14 protein-coding genes are annotated in these 23946 nt (G+C 52.2%); 10 read left to right on the plus strand and 4 right to left on the minus strand.

Features of this window, described 5'->3' with window-relative positions:
* The first annotated feature begins 171 nt into the window (after window positions 1-171).
* From rpoB to tuf, 6 genes are all read left to right on the plus strand, one after another.
* Entirely contained in the window at window positions 172-4203 is a 4032-nt protein-coding gene (gene rpoB / locus SIL79_RS08075) for a DNA-directed RNA polymerase subunit beta (protein ID WP_162206933.1), read from the plus strand.
* Window positions 4204-4287: 84 nt separating this feature from the next.
* Window positions 4288-8499, plus strand: coding sequence for a DNA-directed RNA polymerase subunit beta' (gene rpoC, locus SIL79_RS08080; protein WP_039034636.1), 4212 nt, complete (start codon window positions 4288-4290; stop codon window positions 8497-8499).
* A 178-nt stretch (window positions 8500-8677) separates the two neighbouring features.
* Entirely contained in the window at window positions 8678-9052 is a 375-nt protein-coding gene (rpsL, locus tag SIL79_RS08085; RefSeq protein WP_039034652.1) for a 30S ribosomal protein S12, read from the plus strand.
* Between the two features lie 76 nt (window positions 9053-9128).
* On the plus strand, window positions 9129-9599 hold the full coding sequence (gene rpsG, locus SIL79_RS08090) for a 30S ribosomal protein S7 (RefSeq protein ID WP_025012041.1): 471 nt from the start codon (window positions 9129-9131) through the stop codon (window positions 9597-9599).
* Window positions 9600-9671: 72 nt separating this feature from the next.
* Entirely contained in the window at window positions 9672-11768 is a 2097-nt protein-coding gene (gene fusA / locus SIL79_RS08095) for an elongation factor G (protein WP_039034637.1), read from the plus strand.
* An 80-nt stretch (window positions 11769-11848) separates the two neighbouring features.
* Window positions 11849-13033 carry an elongation factor Tu gene (gene tuf, locus SIL79_RS08100; RefSeq protein ID WP_233962833.1) on the plus strand — a complete coding sequence of 395 codons (1185 nt, stop codon included), beginning with the start codon at window positions 11849-11851 and terminating at the stop codon, window positions 13031-13033.
* Between the two features lie 148 nt (window positions 13034-13181).
* On the opposite strand, the gene SIL79_RS08105 is transcribed toward tuf, so the two are convergent.
* Window positions 13182-14171: a hypothetical protein gene (locus SIL79_RS08105; RefSeq protein WP_233962834.1), complete on the minus strand. Its 990-nt coding sequence runs from the start codon at window positions 14169-14171 to the stop codon at window positions 13182-13184.
* 290 nt (window positions 14172-14461) lie between these two features.
* Here SIL79_RS08105 and SIL79_RS08110 point away from each other — a divergent pair, with 290 nt between their 5' ends.
* Both SIL79_RS08110 and SIL79_RS08115 read left to right on the plus strand, forming a co-directional pair.
* A complete protein-coding gene (locus SIL79_RS08110; protein ID WP_233962835.1) occupies window positions 14462-15019 on the plus strand; it encodes a hypothetical protein in 558 nt (185 codons plus the stop codon).
* Window positions 14976-15515: a hypothetical protein gene (locus tag SIL79_RS08115; RefSeq protein WP_233962836.1), complete on the plus strand. Its 540-nt coding sequence runs from the start codon at window positions 14976-14978 to the stop codon at window positions 15513-15515. The genes SIL79_RS08110 and SIL79_RS08115 overlap by 44 nt, the downstream gene beginning before the upstream one ends.
* A 1-nt stretch (window position 15516) precedes the next feature.
* Here SIL79_RS08115 and SIL79_RS08120 read toward each other — a convergent pair whose 3' ends face one another.
* The 3 genes from SIL79_RS08120 to exaC all read right to left on the minus strand — a co-directional run bounded on the left by SIL79_RS08120 (window position 15517) and on the right by exaC (window position 20694).
* The gene (locus tag SIL79_RS08120) at window positions 15517-15981 is read right to left on the minus strand and encodes a tRNA (cytidine(34)-2'-O)-methyltransferase (protein ID WP_233962838.1); all 465 of its coding nucleotides are present in this window, start codon (window positions 15979-15981) and stop codon (window positions 15517-15519) included.
* Window positions 15982-16112: 131 nt separating this feature from the next.
* Window positions 16113-18977 (minus strand): TonB-dependent receptor plug domain-containing protein, encoded by a 2865-nt coding sequence (locus tag SIL79_RS08125; RefSeq protein ID WP_083399802.1) that lies wholly within the window; start codon window positions 18975-18977, stop codon window positions 16113-16115.
* 196 nt (window positions 18978-19173) lie between these two features.
* Window positions 19174-20694 (minus strand): acetaldehyde dehydrogenase ExaC, encoded by a 1521-nt coding sequence (gene exaC / locus SIL79_RS08130; protein ID WP_233962839.1) that lies wholly within the window; start codon window positions 20692-20694, stop codon window positions 19174-19176.
* 247 nt (window positions 20695-20941) lie between these two features.
* On the opposite strand from exaC, the gene SIL79_RS08135 reads away from it, so the two are divergent.
* Both SIL79_RS08135 and acuI read left to right on the plus strand, forming a co-directional pair.
* Window positions 20942-22744: a sigma-54-dependent Fis family transcriptional regulator gene (locus SIL79_RS08135; RefSeq protein ID WP_233962840.1), complete on the plus strand. Its 1803-nt coding sequence runs from the start codon at window positions 20942-20944 to the stop codon at window positions 22742-22744.
* Window positions 22745-22952: 208 nt separating this feature from the next.
* A complete protein-coding gene (gene acuI, locus SIL79_RS08140; RefSeq protein ID WP_039034720.1) occupies window positions 22953-23936 on the plus strand; it encodes an acrylyl-CoA reductase (NADPH) in 984 nt (327 codons plus the stop codon).
* The last annotated feature ends 10 nt before the right edge of the window (window positions 23937-23946 follow it).

Consider the following 23946-nt stretch of genomic DNA (forward strand, 5'->3'; position numbering starts at 1 on the left):
GCCTTTTTTGCGCTGTAAGCGTTGGCGATTTTTTTCACCGTTTGTCGCCAGATTTTGCAGTCCCTAGCAGTGATTATTGGTTAGGTTCTTGCCATCAACGGTGATGGGCAAACGTGCTGGATTAACTGTGTTGATTCAGTCTTGGTCACATCTCGCAAGCAGAGGAAACCCATGGTTTACTCCTATTCTGAAAAGAAGCGTATTCGCAAAGACTTCGGTAAGCGTCCACAGGTATTGGACATCCCTTACTTGTTGTCTATTCAGTTAGACTCTTTTAAGAAGTTCACCGATCAAGATCCTACCGGTGAGCGTGGCCTAGAGGCCGCCTTCCGTAGCGTTTTTCCCATCAAGAGCTTTTCTGGTAATTCAGAACTGCAGTACGTCAGCTATAAGCTGGGCGAGCCTGTTTTTGATGTGAAAGAGTGTCAAATCCGCGGTGTGACATACTCCGCTCCACTGCGCGTTAAGCTGCGCATGGTGCTGTATGATCGTGAAGCTGCCGCCGGCACTGTAAAAGATATAAAAGAACAAGAAGTCTACATGGGGGATATCCCTCTGATGACTGAAAACGGTACCTTTGTCATCAATGGTACTGAGCGTGTTATCGTATCTCAGTTGCACCGTAGCCCAGGTGTGTTCTTCGACCACGACCGTGGTAAGACACACTCCTCAGGTAAAGTGCTGTATAACGCGCGTATTATTCCTTACCGCGGTTCATGGCTCGACTTCGAGTTCGACCCTAAAGATGCGTTGTTTGTACGTATTGACCGTCGCCGTAAGCTGCCTGCCAGCATCATTCTGCGTGCCCTGGAATATTCTACTCAGGATATCCTCGACATCTTCTTCGAGCGTATTGACTTCAAGATCAAGAAAGATTCTCTGGTCATGACACTGGTTCCTGAGCGTCTGCGTGGTGAAACTGCCAGCTATGACATCAAGGACTCTGAAGGCACTGTGCTGGTAGAGAAGGGCCGTCGTATCACTGCCCGTCATATCCGCCAACTGGAAAAAACCAACACCACTGAACTGGAAGTACCGGTTGAGTATATTGTTGGTAAAGTGGCGGCTCAGGACTATATCGATCCTGACACAGGTGAAGTACTGGTTACCGCCAACAACGAGATCAGCCTGGAAGACCTGGCCAATCTGTCACTGGCCGGTATCAAAGAGGTCAGCACCCTGTACGTCAACGAACTGGATCACGGTGCTTACATCTCTGACACCCTGCGTATTGACTCAACCACCAACCGTTTGGAAGCGCTGGTTGAAATCTATCGCATGATGCGTCCTGGCGAGCCACCAACCAAGGATGCCGCCGAAGCTCTGTTCCAGAATCTGTTCTTCAGCGAAGAGCGCTATGATCTGTCTAAAGTGGGCCGGATGAAGTTCAACCGTCGTCTTGAAATCGACGAGAACGAAGGTACCGGTGTACTGACCAAAGAAGACATAGTTGCCGTAATGAAGAAGATCATCGAAATCCGTAACGGTTTTGATGAAGTCGATGATATCGACCACCTGGGTAACCGTCGTATCCGTAGCGTTGGCGAAATGGCCGAGAACCAGTTCCGTGTCGGTCTGGTACGTGTTGAGCGCGCAGTACGTGAACGTCTGTCTCTGGGCGATCTGAACGAGCTGATGCCTCAGGATCTGATCAACGCCAAGCCAATCTCTGCAGCAGTGAAAGAGTTCTTCGGTTCTTCTCAGCTGTCGCAGTTTATGGATCAGAACAACCCGCTGTCAGAAGTGACTCACAAGCGCCGTATTTCGGCTCTTGGTCCTGGCGGTCTGACCCGTGAGCGTGCCGGCTTCGAAGTTCGAGACGTGCACCCAACTCACTATGGTCGTCTGTGTCCAATTGAGACCCCTGAAGGTCCAAACATTGGTCTGATCAACTCACTGTCTACCTTTGCCCGTACCAACTCATACGGCTTCCTGGAAACACCTTACCGCAAGGTGATCGACAGTGTGGTTACTGATGAAGTGGAATATCTGTCAGCCATCGAAGAAGGCCGCTATGTGATTGCACAGGCCAACATCGAGCTCGACAACGAAGGTCGCATTGTGGAAGAGCAGGTTGCCTGTCGCCACAAGGGTGAATCCACCTTTATGCGCGCTTCCGATATCCAGTATATGGACGTATCTCCACAGCAGATCATCTCTGTGGCGGCATCTTTGATCCCATTCCTTGAGCACGACGACGCTAACCGTGCATTGATGGGTGCAAACATGCAACGTCAGGCAGTACCAACACTCAAGTCAGAGAAGCCTCTGGTGGGTACAGGTATTGAACGTACACTGGCTGTTGACTCAGGCGTGGTTGTGGCTGCCAAGCGTGGCGGTGTGATCGACTATGTTGATGCCAGCCGCATCGTGGTTAAGGTTAACGAAGATGAGCTGCGCCCAGGCGAAGCCGGTATCGATATCTACAACCTGACCAAGTACACCCGCTCCAACCAGAACACCTGCATCAACCAGCGTCCATGCTGTAGCGTAGGTGAGCCTGTGGTGCGTGGTGACGTGCTGGCCGATGGTCCGTCAACCGACTTGGGCGACCTGGCTCTGGGTCAGAACATGCGCGTGGCGTTCATGCCATGGAACGGTTACAACTTTGAGGATTCCATCCTTATTTCCGAGCGCGTAGCGCAGGAAGACCGTTTCACGACTATCCACATTCAGGAACTGTCCTGTATCGCTCGTGACACCAAGCTGGGTAGCGAAGAGATCACTGCCGATATCCCTAACGTAGGTGAGTCTGCACTGAGCAAGCTGGATGAATCCGGTATCGTTTACATCGGCGCCGAAGTTAAAGGCGGTGACATTCTGGTTGGTAAGGTAACGCCTAAGGGTGAAACTCAGCTGACTCCGGAAGAGAAACTGCTGCGGGCTATTTTCGGTGAGAAAGCGTCTGACGTTAAAGACAGCTCTCTGCGTGTACCTAACTCAGTGAAGGGTACCGTTATCGACGTGCAAGTCTTCACCCGTGATGGTGTTGAAAAAGACAAGCGCGCCATCGAAATCGAAGAGATGCACATTGCTCAAGCCCGTAAGGACTTGACAGAAGAGTTCAAGATCCTTGAAGAAGGTGTTCTGAGCCGTGCCCGTAACTTGCTGCTGAGCGCTGGTTTCAGTGAAGCCAAACTGGCTGAACTGCCACGCAAAGACGTATTGGTTCAGGTTATCGACGATGAAGCCAAGCAAACCGAATTGGAACAGCTGGCTGAACAGCACGAAGAGCTGAAAGCCGACTTTGACAAGAAGTTCGAAATCAAGCGTCGCAAGATCACCCAAGGTGATGATCTGGCTCCAGGCGTACTGAAGATCGTTAAGGTTTACCTGGCAGTTAAGCGTACCATCCAGCCTGGTGACAAGATGGCGGGTCGTCACGGTAACAAGGGTGTGATCTCCAAGATCTGTCCTATCGAAGATATGCCATACGACGAGCAGGGTAACCCTGTCGACATCGTACTAAACCCTCTGGGTGTACCTTCGCGGATGAACATAGGTCAGGTACTGGAAGTTCACTTGGGTGCTGCGGCTAAAGGTATTGGTAATCGCATCAATGCCATGCTGGAAGAACAGCGTGAGCTGGCCGAACTGCGTGGCTACATCAAACAGGTCTATGAACTGGGCGATGAAGTGAAGCAGCGCGTGGATATCGATTCATTTACCGATGATGAAGTTCTGCGTCTGGCCAAACACCTGAAGGATGGTCTGCCAACGGCAACCCCAGCCTTCGACGGTGCCAAAGAGAAAGAGATCAAGCAGATGCTTGAGCTTGCAGGTCTGCCGACTTCTGGTCAGCTGAATCTGTTTGATGGTCGTACCGGTAACCAGTTCGAGCGTCCTGTGACCGTAGGTTACATGTACATGCTCAAACTGAACCACTTGGTTGATGACAAGATGCACGCCCGTTCTACCGGTTCGTACAGCTTGGTTACTCAGCAGCCTCTGGGCGGTAAAGCTCAGTTCGGTGGTCAGCGTTTCGGTGAGATGGAAGTGTGGGCCCTGGAGGCATACGGTGCTGCGTATACTCTGCAGGAAATGCTCACAGTGAAATCGGATGACGTTAACGGTCGTACTCAGATGTACAAGAACATCGTTGACGGTAACCATCAGATGCAGCCAGGAATGCCAGAGTCCTTCAACGTATTGCTGAAGGAGATCCGTTCTCTCGGTATCAACATCGAGTTGGATCAAGAGTAAGACGCGGTTTAAAGCCTGCGTTTGGCAACGAATTGGTGCTCCGCGAGAGCGGGGCACCGGGTTTAACTCCTTCAGGAGAGAAACGTGAAAGACTTATTAAAGTTTCTGAAACAGCAAAGCAAGACTGAAGAATTTGAAGGCATCAAGATCGGCCTGGCGTCGCCTGATCTGATCCGTTCTTGGTCATTTGGTGAAGTTAAGAAGCCTGAAACCATCAACTACCGTACATTCAAGCCTGAGCGTGAAGGCCTGTTCTGTGCCCGTATCTTTGGCCCGGTCAAAGACTACGAGTGTCTGTGCGGTAAGTACAAGCGTCTCAAGCACCGCGGTGTGATCTGTGAGAAGTGTGGCGTTGAAGTGACCCAGACCAAAGTACGTCGTGAGCGTATGGGCCACATCGAACTGGCCAGCCCAGTTGCCCACATCTGGTTCCTCAAGTCACTGCCATCCCGTATCGGTCTGATGCTGGACATGACTCTGCGTGATATTGAGCGGGTACTCTACTTCGAATCTTATGTGGTTATCGAGCCAGGCATGACCAGCCTGGAGCGCGGTCAAATGCTGACCGAAGAAACCTACCTGGATGCGCTGGAAGAGTATGGTGACGAGTTTGAAGCCAAGATGGGTGCCGAAGCGGTTCTGGAACTGCTGCGCGCTATCGATCTGGAGAAAGAAGTTGAGCAGATGCGCGAAGAGCTGCCATCTATTAACTCTGAGACCCGTCGCAAGAAAGTCACCAAGCGTTTGAAGCTGGTTGAGGCCTTCTACCATTCAGGCAACAAGCCAGAGTGGATGATCCTCAAGGTGCTGCCGGTTCTGCCACCTGATCTGCGTCCTCTGGTTCCACTGGACGGCGGTCGTTTCGCGACTTCAGATCTGAACGATCTGTATCGCCGCGTGATCAACCGTAACAACCGTTTGAAGCGTTTGCTGGATCTGGCCGCTCCGGATATCATAGTTCGCAACGAAAAGCGTATGCTGCAGGAATCTGTTGATGCCCTGCTGGATAACGGTCGTCGCGGTCGTGCCATTACCGGTTCCAACAAGCGTCCTCTGAAGTCCTTGGCCGATATGATCAAGGGTAAGCAAGGTCGTTTCCGTCAGAACCTGCTGGGTAAGCGTGTTGACTACTCAGGCCGTTCGGTAATTACCGTGGGCCCAACTCTGCGTCTGCACCAGTGTGGTCTACCGAAGAAAATGGCGCTGGAACTGTTCAAACCATTCATTTACGGCAAGCTGGAAGGTCGTGGCCTGGCCACTACCATCAAAGCCGCCAAGAAGATGGTTGAGCGTGAAGTTGCCGAGGTTTGGGACGTACTGGATGAAGTGATCCGCGAACACCCTGTGATGCTGAACCGTGCACCAACACTGCACCGTTTGGGTATCCAGGCGTTCGAACCTGTACTGATCGAAGGTAAAGCGATTCAACTGCACCCACTGGTGTGTGCGGCCTATAACGCCGACTTCGACGGTGACCAAATGGCGGTACACGTGCCTCTGACGCTGGAAGCCCAGCTGGAAGCCCGTGCGTTGATGATGTCAACCAATAACATTCTGTCACCTGCCAACGGTGAGCCGGTTATTACTCCTTCTCAGGACGTGGTACTGGGTCTGTACTACATGAGCCGTGAGCGCGTAAATGGCCGCGGTGAAGGTATGGCCTTTGAGTCTGTTGCCGAAGCCGAGAAAGCCTATCGCACAGGTGCCGCCGAGCTGCACGCCCGGGTTAAAGTTCGTATCACCGAAACTCATATCGATGAGAACGGTGAGCGCACCCAGCAGCGTCGCATTGTCGACACCACAGTAGGTCGTGCTCTGTTGTCATTGATCCTGCCAGCCGGTATGTCTTTTGATCTGGTTAACCAGAACATGGGCAAGAAGCAGATCTCCCGTTTGCTGAACACCTGCTACCGTCAGCTGGGTCTGAAAGATACCGTTATCTTTGCTGACCAACTGATGTACACAGGTTTCCAATACGCCACTATCTCAGGTGCCTCTGTCGGTATCAACGATATGGAAATCCCGGAAGCCAAGTACAAGCTGGTTGCCGACGCAGAAGCCGAAGTTCTGGAAATCCAGGAACAGTTCCAGTCTGGTCTGGTAACTGCCGGTGAGCGTTACAACAAGGTTATCGATATCTGGGCCAGCGCCAACGAGAAAGTCTCCAAGGCGATGATGGAAAACCTGTCTTCCGAAGTGGTTATCAACCGCGACGGTGAAGAAGAGAAACAGGCTTCTTTCAACAGCATCTACATGATGGCCGACTCAGGCGCTCGTGGTAGTGCCGCTCAGATCCGTCAGTTGGCGGGTATGCGTGGTCTGATGGCCAAGCCAGACGGCTCTATCATCGAAACGCCCATCGTGGCGAACTTCCGTGAAGGTCTGAACGTACTGCAGTACTTTATTTCAACCCACGGTGCTCGTAAGGGTCTGGCGGATACCGCACTTAAGACAGCAAACTCAGGTTACCTGACTCGTCGTCTGGTGGATGTTGCCCAGGATCTGGTCGTTATCGAAGATGACTGTGGTACTCACGAAGGTCTGATCATGAAACCGCTGATTGAAGGTGGTGACGTGGTTGAGCCACTGCGTGAGCGCGTACTGGGTCGTGTTGTTGCCGAGGATGTTTACTATCCTGGTTCCGACGAAGTCCTGGCGCCACGTAACACTTTGCTGGATGAGGCATGGTGTGACAAGCTGGAAGAGTACAGCGTTGACGAAGTTAAAGTTCGCTCTGTGATCTCCTGTGATACCGACTTCGGTGTTTGTGCCAAGTGTTATGGTCGCGACCTGGCCCGTGGTCACCTGATCAACCAAGGTGAAGCAATCGGTGTTGTTGCTGCTCAGTCAATCGGTGAGCCTGGTACACAGCTGACGATGCGTACCTTCCACATCGGTGGTGCGGCATCCAGGGCTTCTGCAGAAAACAACGTTCAGGTGAAGAACGCCGGTAACCTGAAGCTGCATAACGCCAAGTTCGTTAAGAACAGCGATGGCAAGTTGGTTATCGTATCGCGCTCGTCTGAGCTGGCGATTATCGATGAACTGGGCCGTGAGAAAGAGCGCTACAAAGTGCCTTACGGTACTGTGCTCGAAACGCTGGAAGGTGCCGAAGTTAACGCTGGCCAGACCATCGCTAACTGGGATCCACATACTCACCCAATCATCACTGAAGTGGCGGGTTATGTGAAGTTTGAGCAGATGATTGACGGTGTCACCATCTCGCGTCAAACCGACGAGCTGACCGGTCTGTCTTCCATCGTGGTATTGGATGTGGCCCAGCGCCCAAGCGCCGGCAAAGAAATGCGTCCAATGATCCGCTTGGTGGATGAAAACGGTAATGACCTGACTATTCCTGGTACCGACGTACCTGCGCAGTACTTCCTGCCCAGCAATGCGATCGTAAACCTGGAAGATAATGCTCAGATCAGCGTCGGTGATGCACTGGCTCGTATTCCTCAGGAATCGTCCAAGACACGCGATATTACCGGTGGTCTGCCAAGGGTTGCTGACCTGTTCGAAGCCCGTAAGCCGAAAGAGCCTGCGATTCTGGCTGAGATCAGCGGTACCATCTCCTTCGGTAAAGAGACCAAAGGTAAGCGTCGTCTGGTTATTACTCCTGCCGAGGGCGGTAACCCATACGAAGAGATGATCCCTAAGTGGCGTAACCTGAACGTGTTCGAAGGTGAAAAAGTCGAACGCGGTGAAGTGATCGCCGATGGTCCAGAGTCTGCTCACGATATTCTGCGTTTGCGCGGTATCCACAACGTAGCCAACTACATTGTGAATGAAGTACAGGACGTATATCGTCTGCAGGGTGTGAAGATTAACGACAAGCACATCGAGGTGATCATTCGCCAGATGCTGCGTAAGTGTCTGATCACTGAAGCCGGTGATTCTGAGTTCCTCGAAGGGGAGCAGGTTGAGGTGTCCCGCGTCAAGATCGCTAACCGCGAACTGGAAGAGCAGGGCAAGATTCCGGCCAAGTTCGAACGTGAACTGCTGGGTATCACCAAAGCCTCTCTGGCGACTGAGTCCTTCATCTCTGCGGCCTCGTTCCAGGAAACCACTCGCGTACTGACCGAAGCGGCAGTAGGTGGTAAGAGTGATAACCTGCGCGGTCTGAAAGAGAACGTGATCGTAGGTCGTCTGATCCCGGCTGGTACGGGTTATGCTTACCACAACAACCGTAACCAGGCTCGCGGTGAAGTAGCGACTGAAGCACCTAGCATCAGCGCCAGCGAAGCCGAACAGAACCTGGCCGATCTGTTGAACCTGGCTGGCAGTCAGGAATAAGTAGCATAGATGTTACAAAAGGCGCCGAAAGGCGCCTTTTTCATTGGAATACGCTGCAAAAGTTGGCTATTTCTTGACAGCCAAGCCTTACCTTTCTAAAATTCCGCGTCCCACTATTGTGGGATTAGATTTTTCACACCTTATTGTTGAGTTGAAATCAACTGATTCGGAGCTATACATGGCAACTGTAAACCAGTTGGTACGTAAGCCTCGCGCACCTAAAGTCGAAAAGACTAACGTGCCTGCGTTGAACGCGTGCCCACAAAAGCGTGGTGTTTGTACTCGTGTGTACACCACTACTCCAAAAAAACCTAACTCTGCACTACGTAAAGTAGCTCGTGTGCGTCTGACCAACGGTTTCGAAGTATCTTCGTACATCGGCGGTGAAGGCCACAACCTGCAGGAACACAGTGTAATCCTGATCCGTGGTGGTCGTGTTAAAGACTTACCTGGTGTGCGTTATCACACTGTTCGTGGCGCCCTGGACTGTGCTGGTGTGACTTCACGTCGCCAAGCTCGTTCTAAGTACGGTGCTAAGCGTCCTAAGTCTTAATGGTTTTCCGTTAAGTAAGGCCAAGCTAAATATAAATTCCAGTTTTGGAAATACCTGAAGCATACGGAGAATAGTTATGCCAAGACGTCGCGTAGTAGGACAACGTAAAATCCTACCTGATCCAAAGTTTCAAAGTGAGTTGCTGGCTAAGTTCATCAACGTCATTATGCAGGACGGCAAAAAGTCGACTGCTGAAAAAATTATCTACAAAGCACTGGATGTTGTCGCCGATAAGAAAGGCGAAGAGCATCTGGTTATCCTTGAAGCAGCCCTGGAAAACGTTCGCCCAGCGGTAGAGGTTAAGTCTCGCCGTGTTGGTGGTTCTACTTACCAGGTTCCATGTGAAGTTCGTCCAGTTCGTCGTAACGCACTGGCGATGCGCTGGTTGGTTGAAGCTGCTCGTAAGCGTGGTGAAAAATCTATGGCTCTGCGCCTGGCAGGTGAACTGCTGGACGCTTCCGAAAACAAAGGTACTGCCGTTAAGAAGCGCGAAGACGTGCATCGTATGGCAGAAGCCAACAAAGCGTTTGCTCATTACCGTTGGTAATATCGGGCGCGGGCTTGCCCGCGCTTTCTCTGACATTGCTAAGATTTTTATCTTAGTCAAGAGGGTATAATCGTGGCTCGTACAACTCCAATTGAGCGTTATCGCAACATAGGTATTTGTGCTCACGTTGACGCAGGTAAAACCACTACCACAGAGCGAGTCCTGTTCTATACAGGGGTAAACCACAAGATGGGTGAAACCCATGACGGTGCGTCTACCACTGACTGGATGGTTCAGGAGCAGGAGCGGGGTATTACTATTACCTCAGCGGCTGTTACCACGTTCTGGCGCGGTATGGATGCCCAGTTTACTGAGCATCGTATCAATATCATCGATACCCCAGGTCACGTCGATTTTACTATTGAGGTAGAGCGTTCTCTGCGCGTACTTGACGGTGCTGTAGTGGTCTTTTGTGGTTCTTCTGGTGTGGAACCTCAGTCTGAGACCGTATGGCGTCAGGCCGACAAGTATCATGTCCCCCGTCTGGTGTTCGTCAATAAGATGGACCGTGCCGGTGCCGACTTTGATCGCGTAGTAGGACAGATCCGTAACCGTCTCGGTGCAACTTGTGTGCCTATTCAATTGAATATTGGTGCAGAAGAAAACTTTAGCGGGGTTATCGATCTCATCAAGATGAAAGCCATCAACTGGAATGAAGAAGACCAGGGCCTGACTTTCACTCACGAAGAGATCCCAGAGCATTTGCTTGCCAAGGCAACCGAAATGCGCGAATACCTGGTAGAGAGTGCCGCAGAGGCTTCTGATGAGCTGATGGACAAATACCTTGAAGAAGGTGAGCTCACAGAAGAAGAGATCAAAAAAGCGCTTCGTCAACGTACTATCAACAACGAAATTGTGCTGGCTACCTGTGGTAGTGCCTTTAAAAATAAAGGCGTACAGGCAGTTCTCGATGCTGTTGTTGAATACCTTCCTGCTCCGGTTGATGTTCCTGCGATTAAGGGCATCGATGACAGAGAACAGGAAGTTGAGCGTGTTTCTGATGACAATGCACCTTTCTCTGCGTTGGCATTCAAAATCGCAACAGACCCATTTGTGGGTACTTTGACCTTTATCCGGGTTTACTCAGGTGTCCTGGAGTCAGGTTCAGCCGTTTACAACTCTGTAAAAGAGAAGCGTGAGCGTATCGGCCGTATCGTGCAGATGCACGCCAACGACCGTAAAGAACTGAAAGAAGTGCGCGCAGGTGATATAGCTGCTGCTATCGGCCTGAAAGATGTGACAACCGGTGACACCCTGTGTGACCCAGACCATAAGGTAATTCTGGAGCGGATGGAATTTCCCGAGCCGGTCATTACCATTGCTGTGGAACCTCGTTCCAAAGCCGACCAGGAAAAGATGGGCATTGCGCTGCAGAAGCTGGCAATGGAAGATCCTTCTTTCCGGGTTGAGACTGATGAGGAGTCGGGTCAGACTCTGATTTCAGGTATGGGTGAGCTACACTTGGACATTATCATCGACCGTATGCGCCGTGAGTTCAGCGTTGAATGTAACGTTGGTAAACCTCAGGTGGCTTATCGTGAAACTATCCGCAGTGCTGTGGAAGTGGAAGGTAAGTTTGTGCGTCAGTCTGGTGGTCGTGGTCAATTCGGTCATGTCTGGCTGAAACTGGAGCCTCGTGAAGAGGGTGCCGGTTATGAGTTTGTCAACGAAATCGTTGGTGGTGTCGTTCCTAGGGAATACATCCCTGCGGTTGACAAAGGGATCCAAGAACAGATGAAGAACGGTGTTGTCGCCGGCTTCCCTGTATTGGACGTGAAGGTCACTCTGTTCGATGGTTCATATCATGATGTGGACTCGAACGAAATGGCGTTCAAAGTTGCAGGTTCTATGGGCTTCAAGAAGGGGGCGCTGCAAGCTAACCCTGTGTTGCTCGAGCCTTGCATGAAGGTTGAAGTGACAACCCCAGAAGACTACATGGGTGACGTAGTAGGTGATCTGAACCGTCGTCGTGGTCTTATCGAAGGTATGGATGACGGCGTCGCCGGTATCAAGATTATTCGAGCTGTGGTACCTTTGGCTGAAATGTTTGGTTATGCAACAGATTTGCGCTCAGCGACTCAGGGCCGGGCTTCATACTCCATGGAGTTTTTGAAGTACTCTGAAGCGCCGCAAAACGTTGCTAAAGCAGTTATCGAAGCTCGTACCTGATTTAGGTAACGGCATTAACTGTTATTTTGATTGATGGTGTCCGGCAAAGCCGGACTCTTCTGAAAAGAAAGGAATATATCGTGTCTAAAGCTAAATTTGAACGTTCCAAGCCCCACGTTAACGTGGGCACCATTGGTCACGTTGACCATGGTAAAACCACTCTGACTGCTGCTATCTCAACTGTACTGTCTAAGACTTACGGTGGTGAGGCTCGTGACTTCGCAGCGATCGATAACGCTCCAGAAGAGCGTGAGCGCGGTATTACCATCAATACCTCTCACATCGAGTATGACACTCCAACTCGTCACTACGCTCACGTAGACTGCCCAGGTCACGCTGACTATGTTAAAAACATGATCACCGGTGCTGCCCAGATGGACGGCGCAATCCTGGTAGTAGCTTCTACTGACGGCCCAATGCCACAGACTCGTGAGCACATCCTGCTGTCTCGTCAGGTAGGCGTACCTTACATCATCGTATTCATGAACAAGTGTGACATGGTAGACGATGAAGAGCTGCTGGAACTGGTAGAGATGGAAGTTCGTGAACTGCTGTCTGAGTACGATTTCCCAGGTGATGACCTGCCAGTAATTCAGGGTTCAGCTCTGAAAGCTCTGGAAGGCGACGCTCAGTGGGAAGCCAAGATTGTTGAACTGGCTGAAGCACTGGATACATACATCCCTGAGCCAGAGCGTGATATCGATAAGCCATTCCTGCTGCCTATCGAAGACGTATTCTCAATCTCTGGTCGCGGTACTGTAGTAACAGGTCGTGTAGAGCGCGGTATCATCAAAGTTGGTGACGAAGTAGAAATCGTGGGTATCCACGACACTACCAAGACTACCTGTACTGGTGTAGAAATGTTCCGTAAGCTGCTGGACGAAGGTCGTGCCGGTGAGAACTGCGGTATCCTGCTGCGTGGTACCAAGCGTGATGAAGTAGAGCGTGGTCAAGTACTGGCTAAGCCTGGTTCAATCACTCCACACACCAAGTTCGAATCAGAAGTTTACGTACTGTCTAAAGAAGAAGGTGGTCGTCACACTCCATTCTTCAAAGGCTACCGTCCACAGTTCTACTTCCGTACAACTGACGTGACCGGTACTATCGAACTGCCAGAAGGCGTAGAGATGGTAATGCCAGGCGACAACATCAAGATGGTTGTTACTCTGATCTGCCCAATCGCGATGGACGAAGGTCTGCGCTTCGCAATCCGTGAAGGTGGCCGTACAGTTGGTGCTGGTGTTGTAGCCAAGATCATCGCTTAATTGCGAGATAGGTTACTTTGAAAAGGAAGCTTCGGCTTCCTTTTTTGTTTTATAACCAAGTTACTTACACGCTTTGCTTCCTTTTATGCGCCAACGCTTAATTAATCCGGGATAGAGGATTTCTGCCTTAAGCAAGCTGTACCTTCATTTAAGGGCTTACAGGGTTACGAGCCTGAATTGCACATAAATTCAACCTGCGCTTGTCGTGCACTAAAAACAGCTTGTTATCCATAAAGCTCACCTGAGCCTTGGATGGTTTGATGTCACCGAGACTTTGAACCTGGGTTAGTGCCAGTTCAAAGGCGCTTTGCTCCTCGGTCAGTGAATGGCACTCGAAACGATTGTTACCCTTGGTTCTTAACCACAACTGTGGCCCACAATTGCTGAAGCGGGCGCTGCCTGGCGCCAGACGGCGAGACGACTGCAATAGAAGATCTTTTTCCTGACCACTGCCGAGCATTTTGGAAAGCTTGCCCAAGAGGCTATCCGGCAGGCCATATTTGTATTCTGCCAATATAGTATCTTGAGTGCCTGGTGCCGATTGCCCCTGACAGAGGCAGAAAATCTGTTTGTCACAGACCTGGATCGCTTCAAGCCAGAGTGGGCTGCCTGGCTTTAAGGCGGTGAGCTCAGGTTCGTCCGGCTCCTTGTATCTGTTGACCAAGTGACAGTGATCGTCTTTGATAAATAGCCAGGAAATGGCTCGGCCCTTACGGGTATTGGGGGAACTCATTCGCAGTAGCAGTTGGTTGTCATCCAGCGGGCAAAGCTGCAATGGCAGAAAGTGGAAGTGTTGCTGCTCCACAGTCATGGAAAGCACGTCCGGATTGGCAAAGGGATAGTGCTGCGCCTGATCTTCTGCCGGTGACTGCCAGATCCAGAGCCCGGTTTCATCCACCAAGGTGAGTTGTTGATGCCAGAGGCAGACCTGGGGATGCCCCTTAAATTGAGTGAGATCCAGCAACAAGTCGGGGGAGTCGGCCTCGGTAGGCCAAATGGCCAGCAGCGGCTTACCCTCAGACTCATCCCACAGAGTTAACGCCAGTAGTTCTGGGGCCAGGAAGCGGGCAGCCTCCAGTAACCAGCCTTTGTGGTTGAAATCCCACTCTCTGATGATACGGCTCTTGAGTCTGTGCATGAGATCTCCGGCAATAACAGCATTGGCATTGATTGTCGCAGAAACTGTGCAATAGATCTGCTACGAAAACAGAAATTTATCGACCTGTTTATCGGGAAACTTTGATCTGTTCCAGGCGCTATTCGACTGTGGGACTTGGCGGAGTTCAAAAGCTCCCGGGCACTAACGCCCCGGGCATTAACTCATAGTCACGACAGCGGGTAGCAGTTTGCCGGCGCGCCAGGAAAGAGGCAAAAGGCGTTTTATGTCCTAAACTTCTTTATGCCTGCTACTCAGCCACAGAGATCCCCATGACAAATAACAAGCAGCTCGAAACGCCCACGACTCTGGATGTACTCGATTCGGCCCAATGGCTGCATATCTCGGAAACGGTAAAACTCTTGTTGTTGTCGATAGCCCAGATAGAGTTGACCCTGACTGACGGTGAACACAATGTCACCGGTTTAGGGAGTCTGTTTACCGACATGGCGGAGCAATTGCGTGAGGTGAATGCCTGGTTGGAAACTCAGGAGAATACTCCGGCCGAGATCCTTGATCACGGTCGCCATCTGGCCGGTAAGGTCAATGAAGGCATAGTAGCTTTTCAGTTCTATGATCGTCTGTCACAAAGGCTCAACCATGTGGTGACCGGGCTGGCGCTGACTGAAGAAGTTCTGCGGGATGAGCATAGTCGCACCTCGGAACATGCCTGGAAAATGTTACAGCGTACGATTAAGTCGACATACTCGCTGGACTGTGAACGCAAAATGTTTGATCTTGTGCTGCAGGGAATGCCACTACACGAGGCTTTGAGCCAGTATCAAGATGAACATCTCAAGCACAGCAACAACCATATCGAACTCTTCTGACTTTCTACGCCTGTTTATTATTTCCCTGGCTCTGGCCTGGCAACCCGCCTGGGCCGGCAAGGCCTCCTTTAGCCAATTCTGTGAAGCGCTCAATGGCCATTGGCAGGGGGATGGCGCCCAAAGGGGGCAAACCCCGAAGGAGCTCAGCCTGGATGCCATCTGCAGTAAAGATAAGCGACAGTTGTTACTCAGCGTCAGTGAGGGCGTGCGCCACCCCCTGAGTGAAACCTGGTGGTTTCGAGACCAAGATCCTAGTGTGGGGCTCTGGTACTTTGACGGTGTGACCGAAGAACGCTTTCAATCCTTCACCCTTTACCATCAGGGCGGCGGATTTTCCCTGCTGGGTGAAGGGCGGTCCGGTGGACGTCCGGCGCTGATCCAACTGCTATTCGAAGCCGACAATGACGGCTGGCTCTGGCGCCAGAATCTGCACTATCTGGATGAGGACTCGGATAGCTATCAAACCTACAGAGCCATCTCACTGCAACCTCGCTGATTTATATAGCGCCGCTGAAACCCTGTTGACGCCAAGCTTCATAGCTGATGATAGCCACTGCATTGGAAAGATTCAGGCTGCGGCTGGTGGGCACCATAGGGATCCTCAGTCTGTGCTCTGCAGCAATGCTTTGCAATATTTCCTGAGGCAGGCCGCGAGTCTCGGGGCCAAACAAGAGCACATCCCCTTGCCGATATTCGAGTTCAGAATGTGGCCGACTGCCCTTGGTGGTGCAAGCCAAAATGCGTTTGCCCGCCATGGCCGCGAGAAAACGCGGGAAATCCGGGTAGCGGTTTACTCGGGTCAGATCGCCATAATCCAGCCCGGCCCGGCGCAGTTTTTTCTCTTCCAGATCAAAGCCCAAAGGCTCTATCAGGTGTAGCTCGCAGCCGTTGTTGGCACAGAGACGGATAATGTTGCCGGTATTGGGGGCAATTTCGGGTTCATAGAGGGCGATGTGGAACACGGGTTGACCTTATTGCATGCAGATGCGGGCATTATACCATTCCGCTAAGGAGTGTACTCTCTCAGTGAGAATGCAAAGTCGCTAGAAAGTAAAAAAGCCCCTTAAGGGGCTTTTTCAGGCGAGGTAATTGCTTACATCTCGTATTTGACAGTCAGGTAATAGAAGCGACCTATGTTGTCATAGCTGGCGCTGCCGGTACCTGTACCAGTGGTGCTGCCTGGCAGGTCACGGTCGAATGCGTTGTCTATCCCGAGACCGAACTCCAGACCATTGTCCATGGTGTAGGTGGCATACAAGTCGGTAACACTGTATGAACCATAGCTCATGACATTGGAGTAAGGCACGTCATAGTCGGCGTTGAACTGCGGAGTATACAGATCTACCGAGTCCAGATAACGTGTCTTCCAGTTCAGGTTCCAGGCGTCGTAGCTGTAGTTCAGTACCAACTGACCTTGCCACTGTGCTTCACCTATCGTGCCGGCATACTCTTCATAATCGGAGGAATCATCCTGGAAGGGATATTCGTTGCGCTCGATTAGATAGGTACCCAGTAGGTTGGTGCGCAGGTCACCGCCAAATAGCGGGAAGTCATAACCGATTTCGAAGTCGACCCCTGAGGCTTCCTGCTTGGCTATATTCTGCACAATCTGAGTGATGTTAGTGATCTCGTGTGAGGTGGCGTCACGGGTGAGCAAATCACAGTATTGGTTGTTGACCCCTGTGGGGGAGTCGATACAGCGATTGATAATATCCTGAGCAGCGATATTGGCGATAGCATCTGTGATTTCAATGTTCCAGTAATCCACCGTCATCACCAGACCTTCAACGAATGAAGGCTGATAAACCAGACCGACAGTGTAGCTGTCAGACTCTTCAGGCTCCAACTGGTCATTACCACCGGAAACCCCTTCGAGGGTTGCGCTGTCATAGCTGGAATCGAAATCAGTTGGTACCCCGAGTGCGGCGCAGTTGGCAGCACGAATCGCTCGTTGCTCTGGAGTTACCTTGGCCAGTTCGCTGGTTTTACAGGTGTCATCAACATTGAAGAAGTTCTGACCTTGGGCACCATAGTATTCGCTGATGTTAGGGGCGCGCAGAGCGGTAGACAGAGTCGAACGCAGGCGCAGCGAATCTATGATGGTCCAGTCCAGACCCAACTTCCAACTGGTAGCATCGCCAATGGTGGAGTAGTCAGCGTAACGGACCGCGCCATCCAGAGTCAGGTTCTGGATACCAGGTAGGTCTTCCAGCAGCGGCACAGAGATCTCGGCATAGATTTCTTTGACATCGAAATCACCGCCTTCACTCTGCAGGGCGTTAAAGAAGGTGGCGCCGGTAGCGGCAAATGGATCTTCGTTGTTCTGACTCTTTTCCTTGCGGTATTCGATACCGGAAGCGAAACCTACCATACCGGCAGGCAGCTCAAACAGGGCAGAGTTGGACATAGAGCCGCCGATTACATACTGCTCGATTTTGAATTTACCTGTAGTGGTAGTACTGAACCAGTCGGCAGCTTCGCGGGTTACCGCTCCGTCACCAAACAGATTGACGGGCACACAACCTGCGGCCTGGGCATCTGTGTCACGACAGACAATTTCGCCGCTGACAGGATCGCGAATAGCATCTACAGACTGCTGGAAATTTTTATAGATCAAGTTGTTGTAATTGGTACGGGTCTGCTCTGTCTGACCATAGATGGCATAGGCTTCCATCTCCCAATCTTCCAGCACTATACCATTTAGACCGAGCACATACCTTTGGGTGGTACGCTCATCATCTTCGGTGCGGGGACCCAGATCCGACATAAAGCGGTTGACTACCACAGAGTCTGAGCCGACCTGATCCATCAAAGCGCCAAGTTCATCGGAAACGTAGGGGTTATCACGGGTTACTGTCGTATAGTCATCTCTGAAGAAGAAGAACGCCGGTTGCCCTGAAGTGGTGGCATTGGTTCGGCTCCACTTAGCCTCGAAATAACCGTTCAGGTTATCGGTAAAGTCATAGTTGGTCTTGAAGTTGATGGTGGTACGATCAAACTCGGGCTGCAGTTCTTCCCACTGACGCAGGTTGATATAGTCACAACCCTCACCGGCACATTTTATACCGTCCGTGATTTCACCTAGACCAATAGTTTTCGGAGTACCGTCCGGGTTGAAGCTATAATAACCCGGTGTTCCGCCATAGAAGCCAACAACACCGGCATTATTGATCCCCCAGTAACCGGCATTTGGCAGCAGCTGCTTAACAGTGCTGTCATCGATAGTATTATTGAGCTCGCTCCAAGAAACCGCTGTTTGGTCACGTTCCAGCATTCCGAGGCGATCTTGCTGTGAGTATTCGACCGAGATAGCCGCGTTACCGCGATCATTATCAAAGTTGGAACCATAGGCCAGACTGAAGCGCTGGTTATTGTAGTCGCTGTCATCGGCAATACCGGCGGCAGCAGAGGCTGAGAAGCCTTCAATCTTCTTCTTCATCTTGAAGTTAACAACACCGGTAACCGCATCGGCACCGTAAATCGCCGAGGCGCCACCAGTGATGATTTCAACACTATCGACCCATTCGGTTGGAATGGTGTTCACGTCGACAGAGGATGTGCCTGGGCTACTGGCCACATGACGCTTGCCATCGACCAGTACCAGGGTTCTGGCTGCGCCCATGCCACGCAGATCCAACAAGTTCAGACCGGCAGTACCGATAGAGCTTCCCGAGTTGGCCAGTGAGTAAGTGTTTGCCAGAGCTGGCAGTTCGTTGAGTGCTTCACCTATGTTAACGGCCCCTGTTTTAATCAGAGACTCGCCCGAAATAACGGTAACCGGGCTGGGGGCAATAGCGCCCTCACGCATAATGCGTGAACCTGTTACCTGGATTTTTTCAATCTGCTGCTCATTTTGTTCCTCTGCCATGGCCGGAGAGGCCACTGCCAGAGAAGCAAAACCCGTTGCTGCAAAAAGTGAAAAGCGAATGGCGTTCGCCAGCAATTTCTCTTTTAACATACCAACTCCCTATGAAATTGTTTAGATATTGTTATTTATGTTTCTTGTTGTAGCCAAACAATACTAGTATTTGTGAAAATCTCTTTCAATAGTTGATCTGTTGATATTCTTTGTATTCGCAAATGTTAATTTAATGTATTAGTTTTGTGCAATGAAAAGCCCGACAGAAGCCGGGCTTGTTTTGACTGTGTTTGATTTAGAAGAAACCCAAGGGACTGGTGGAGTAACTCACCAGCAGATTTTTGGTATTTTGGTAGTGAGACAGCATCATTTTGTGGGTCTCCCGGCCGATACCTGACTTCTTGTATCCTCCGAAAGCGGCATGTGCCGGATAGGCATGATAGCAGTTGATCCAGACTCGTCCTGCTTGGATCCCCCGCCCCATACGCTGTGCCCGATTCATATCCCGGGTCCAGACGCCGGCACCCAAACCATACTGAGTGTCGTTGGCAATGCTGAGTGCTTCTGCTTCATCTTTGAAGGTGGTTACAGCAACGACAGGGCCAAAGATCTCCTCCTGAAATACCCGCATCCGGTTATGGCCGCTGAGTATTGTCGGGGTAACATAATAGCCCTGACTCTGGGAACCCGGCAGGCTGTTGGCCTGACCGCCAAGCAGTACCTTGGCGCCTTCATTGCGGCCAATTTCCAGATAGCTGAGTATTTTATCAAACTGCTCCTGTGACGCTTGAGCGCCGACCTGAGTGTCGGTATCCAGCGGATCTCCCTGTTTGATACCCTGGGCTCTGGCGATGACCCGCTCGATAAATTTGTCGTAGATGGACTCCTGGATCAGTACCCGGCTGGGACAGGTGCAGACTTCACCCTGGTTGAAAAAGGCCAGCAACATGCCTTCGACGGCCTTATCCAGATAGTCGTCTTCCTGTTCCAGGACATCGGCGAAATAGATGTTGGGGGATTTCCCGCCCAGCTCAACGGTCGAGGGGATCAGTGACTCAGCGGCGCACTTGAGTATGTGGTAACCCACTTCGGTTGAACCCGTGAAAGCCAACTTGGCGATGCGTTTGCTGGTGGCCAGCGCTTGACCCGCCTCGGCGCCAAAGCCGTTGACGACATTAAGCACCCCGGCAGGCAGCAAATCTTGAATCTGCTCCAGCAGTACCATGATGGAAACCGGTGTCTGCTCCGCTGGCTTGAGTACGATACAGTTGCCGGCCGCCAGTGCCGGGGCTATCTTCCAGGCCGCCATTAAGAGTGGAAAGTTCCAGGGAATGATCTGCCCAACCACGCCCAAAGGTTCGGGAAAGTGATAGCTGACCGTGGTGGCATCAATATCGGCAGCGCTGCCTTCCTGCGCGCGAATACAGCCGGCAAAGTAACGGAAGTGGTCCACCAACAGGGGTAAATCGGCATTGAGGGTTTCCCTGACCGCCTTACCGTTTTCCCAGGTTTCGGCCACTGCCAGCATCTCCAACCTCTGCTCTACTCGATCGGCAATGCGCAGTAACAGATTGGCCCGTTCGGTGACTGAAGTCTTGCCCCAACTCTCTTTGGCGGCATGGGCCGCATCCAACGCCAACTCTATATCCCGGGCGTCAGAGCGGGCGGCCTGACAGAAGACTTCGCCGGTGACCGGGGTACGGTTATCAAAGTATTGTCCGCCAACCGGCGCGAGCCACTTTCCACCAATAAAATTGTCGTACTTATCCTTGAACTGCAGCAGGGCACCCTGAGTGCCGGGTTGGGCATAAATCATGGTGAGTTTCCTCGTCTTGTTGAAAGATTTTTCTTGTATTTATCTGTTCGGCCACAGCGGCCTTGGCTCAGGTAAACGCAAAGGCCGGGCCAGTGTGAGCCTGCTTGTTCATTTATTGTGCTAACAGTATGATGAAAAACTAAATTTGCGATTGCTGTATCTTGGCGTGGTGCCGGGTACTCGAGTTGTCTATCGCGTAAACTGTGGCAAAAAGGTACACACAGGTGTACCAGAATGGAGCAGGGCTATGACACTCAAGACCCATTCCCAATCCTGGTTATCGGCTTCCTGGCAACGTTGCCAGGGGGCCGGGCTCAATCCCGCCGCCATACCCGATGAACTCAGGCTCAATACTGCAGCCCTTGATGAGCGGTGCCAGCGCCATGGCCGGCTGCTGCAAGCCGTGGAGCACAGTGCACTGCCACTGTTCAATCAACTTATGGGGCGAACCCAGAGCCGGCTCATCCTCTCGGATCCTCAAGGTTTTGTGCTGCATCACTGGGGCGTGAGCCGCTACTCACAAAAGCTTGCCAATATTGCCCTGGATACCGGGGTCAACTGGCTGGAGCAATACAAGGGGACCAATGCCATAGCCGCGGCACTCAGCGAACGCCAGTGTGTTTCGGTTATCGGTGAGCAGCACTTTATCAAGAGCCACAGATTTATGAGTTGCACCGCCAGCCCGCTGTTCTCCCCGGACGGTGAGTTGCTGGGAGCCTTGGATATCACCAGTGAGCAGCAAATCCATACCCCAAAGACAGCCATTTTGGTGTCCAGTTTGGCGCAGCAGTTGGAGCTGGCCTTATTGTGCCGACTTCCCGGCGCTGCTGTTCGATTGGATCTGGCGCCGCAGCAGGCCCTGCTGCATTCAGGTTGGCAAGGCGTGTTGGTGCTCGACCTTGATGGACGGGTGCTGGGCGCCAACCCTATGGCAAGGCAACTACTCAAAGGCATCAACCTGGGCCAAATTCACCAGGCCTTGTCCCCTCAGGTATTGAGCCGGGGCAGCGGCCGCTTGCAGCAGGGATTGGTGTTCAGAACCCAGGCGTTGGAGCAGCCTCAACATACCAAGCCTGTGGTTCGAGCGAGCCAGAGCCGAGAAAGCCAGAGCAGAGAAAGCAGCGCTGCTTTTAAAGAACCCAGGTTGGATCAAGCCTGGCAGCAGGCGCGTAAGGTGTTGGTACGAAATATCCCTTTGCTGATCCTCGGGGAAACCGGAGTGGGCAAGGAGCAGTTTGTCAAACAGCTGCATGTGCAAAGTTCCAGGCATCAGCAGCCTTTTGTGGCGGTTAACTGCGCCGCGATCCCGGCGGAGCTGGTGGAATCAGAGCTGTTTGGTTATCAGGCGGGTGCCTTTACCGGAGCTTCCAGGCAGGGATATGTCGGCAAAATACGTCAGGCGCACCAGGGTTCCCTGTTTCTGGATGAAATCGGCGAGATGCCCCTGGCGGCCCAGAGCCGTTTGCTGAGGGTGTTGCAGGAGCGCGAGGTGGTGCCCATTGGCAGTAATCAGGCACATAGCGTCGACATTCAGGTGATTGCCGCCACTCATATGGACTTACCGGCATTGGTGCAGCAGGGGGCCTTTCGCGCCGATCTCTATTACCGGCTCAATGGTTTGCAGGTCACACTGCCTGCATTGCGCCAGCGAAGCGACCTGCGGCGTCTGATCCACAAATTGCACCAGCGCTATCGAGTTCGGCCCCAAAGCCTGTGTCCTTTGCTGGAGCAGCGATTGCTGCAATATCATTGGCCGGGAAACCTACGGGAGCTGGATAACCTGATGCAGGTAGCCTGTTTGATGGCCGAAGAGTTCCCTGAACTCAACTGGCAAACGCTGCCTGAAAGTCTGCAGCAGACCTTGGTGGCTACAGAAGAGACTGTGACCGATTTGGCGCCCGCGCCGGGCAACAATCTGCACTGCCAAATTCAGATGCAAATTCGCGACACCTGGCTGGCCTGCAATGGTAACGTCAGTGAAGCGGCACGCCGTTTGGGGATTAGCCGCAACACCCTATACCGTAAGCTTAAGGCGTTGGCGCTGAAGTAGTTTTAGATGTTGGTATTTTGTTAGTAAGCTCGCAGTGGTACAGTCAATGATTGAGGCCGAGGCAACAGATTTCGATTATTGAGTGTGAACCAAGCCGCGAAATAGCCCATGAGTTGCACGCCTCGACACTCTGCGAATTATCCGATGTCTCGCCGGTGGTTTTTCCACTAGTCTTGAATCCATATTTTCAACAGCAGGAGCGGTAATCATGTTTAAGGCACTGGTATTGACCCAAAACGATAAACGGACCCAAGCCCAGATAACCCAATTGGAGGACAGCGATCTGCCTGAGGGGGATGTCCTGGTCGATGTTGCCTACAGTTCGCTGAACTACAAAGACGGCCTTGCGGTGACCGGGCTTGGCAAGATTATTCGTCAATTCCCCATGGTACCGGGTATTGACTTTGCCGGTGTGGTGCGTGAGTCGGCCCATCCTGACTATCAGCCAGGCGATGAAGTGATCCTCACCGGCTGGGGCGTTGGTGAAAACCATTGGGGCGGTATGGCCGAGAGTGCCAGAGTCAAGGGTGACTGGCTGGTGCCTATGCCACTGGGTTGCACAGCCGCCAAGTCGATGATGATAGGCACCGCCGGCCTTACGGCCATGCTGTGTGTACAAGCGTTGCAGCAAGCTGGGATCAAACCGGAAGATGGCGAGGTGCTGGTAACCGGCGCCAGTGGTGGTGTCGGCTCGGTGGCCGTGACGCTGCTGGCTAAACTCGGCTTTAAGGTTGTCGCCAGCACAGGGCGCCTGGAGCAGAATGCGGCCTGGCTCAAGCAGCTTGGCGCCAGCGATTTAATTGAGCGCAGCGAGCTTGAGCAGGATGCCAAACCACTGGATAAGCAGCGCTGGGCCGCCGTAGTGGATACCGTAGGGAACAAGGTGCTGGCCAGCGCATTATCACAGCTGAATTATGCTGGGGTTGCCGCGATTTGCGGCCTGGCGGGTGGCTTTGCCCTGCCAACCACGGTAATGCCCTTTATTCTTCGTGGCGTCAGCCTACTGGGAATCGACTCGGTGCAGTGCCCGGCCGCCAAGCGCCGTGCTGCCTGGGAGCAGATAGTGGCTTTACTGCCTGAGAGTTACTATCAAGAGGCTTGCCATGAAATCACTCTGGAGCAGGTCCCCGAGGCCGCAGCGCAAATCGTTAAAGGTGAAATCAGCGGCCGCACTCTGATTAAAGTCGGCTGATCCTCGCCTA

Origin of the sequence: Shewanella indica (genome assembly GCF_033842865.1) — a bacterium.
GTDB lineage: Bacteria > Pseudomonadota > Gammaproteobacteria > Enterobacterales > Shewanellaceae > Shewanella > Shewanella indica.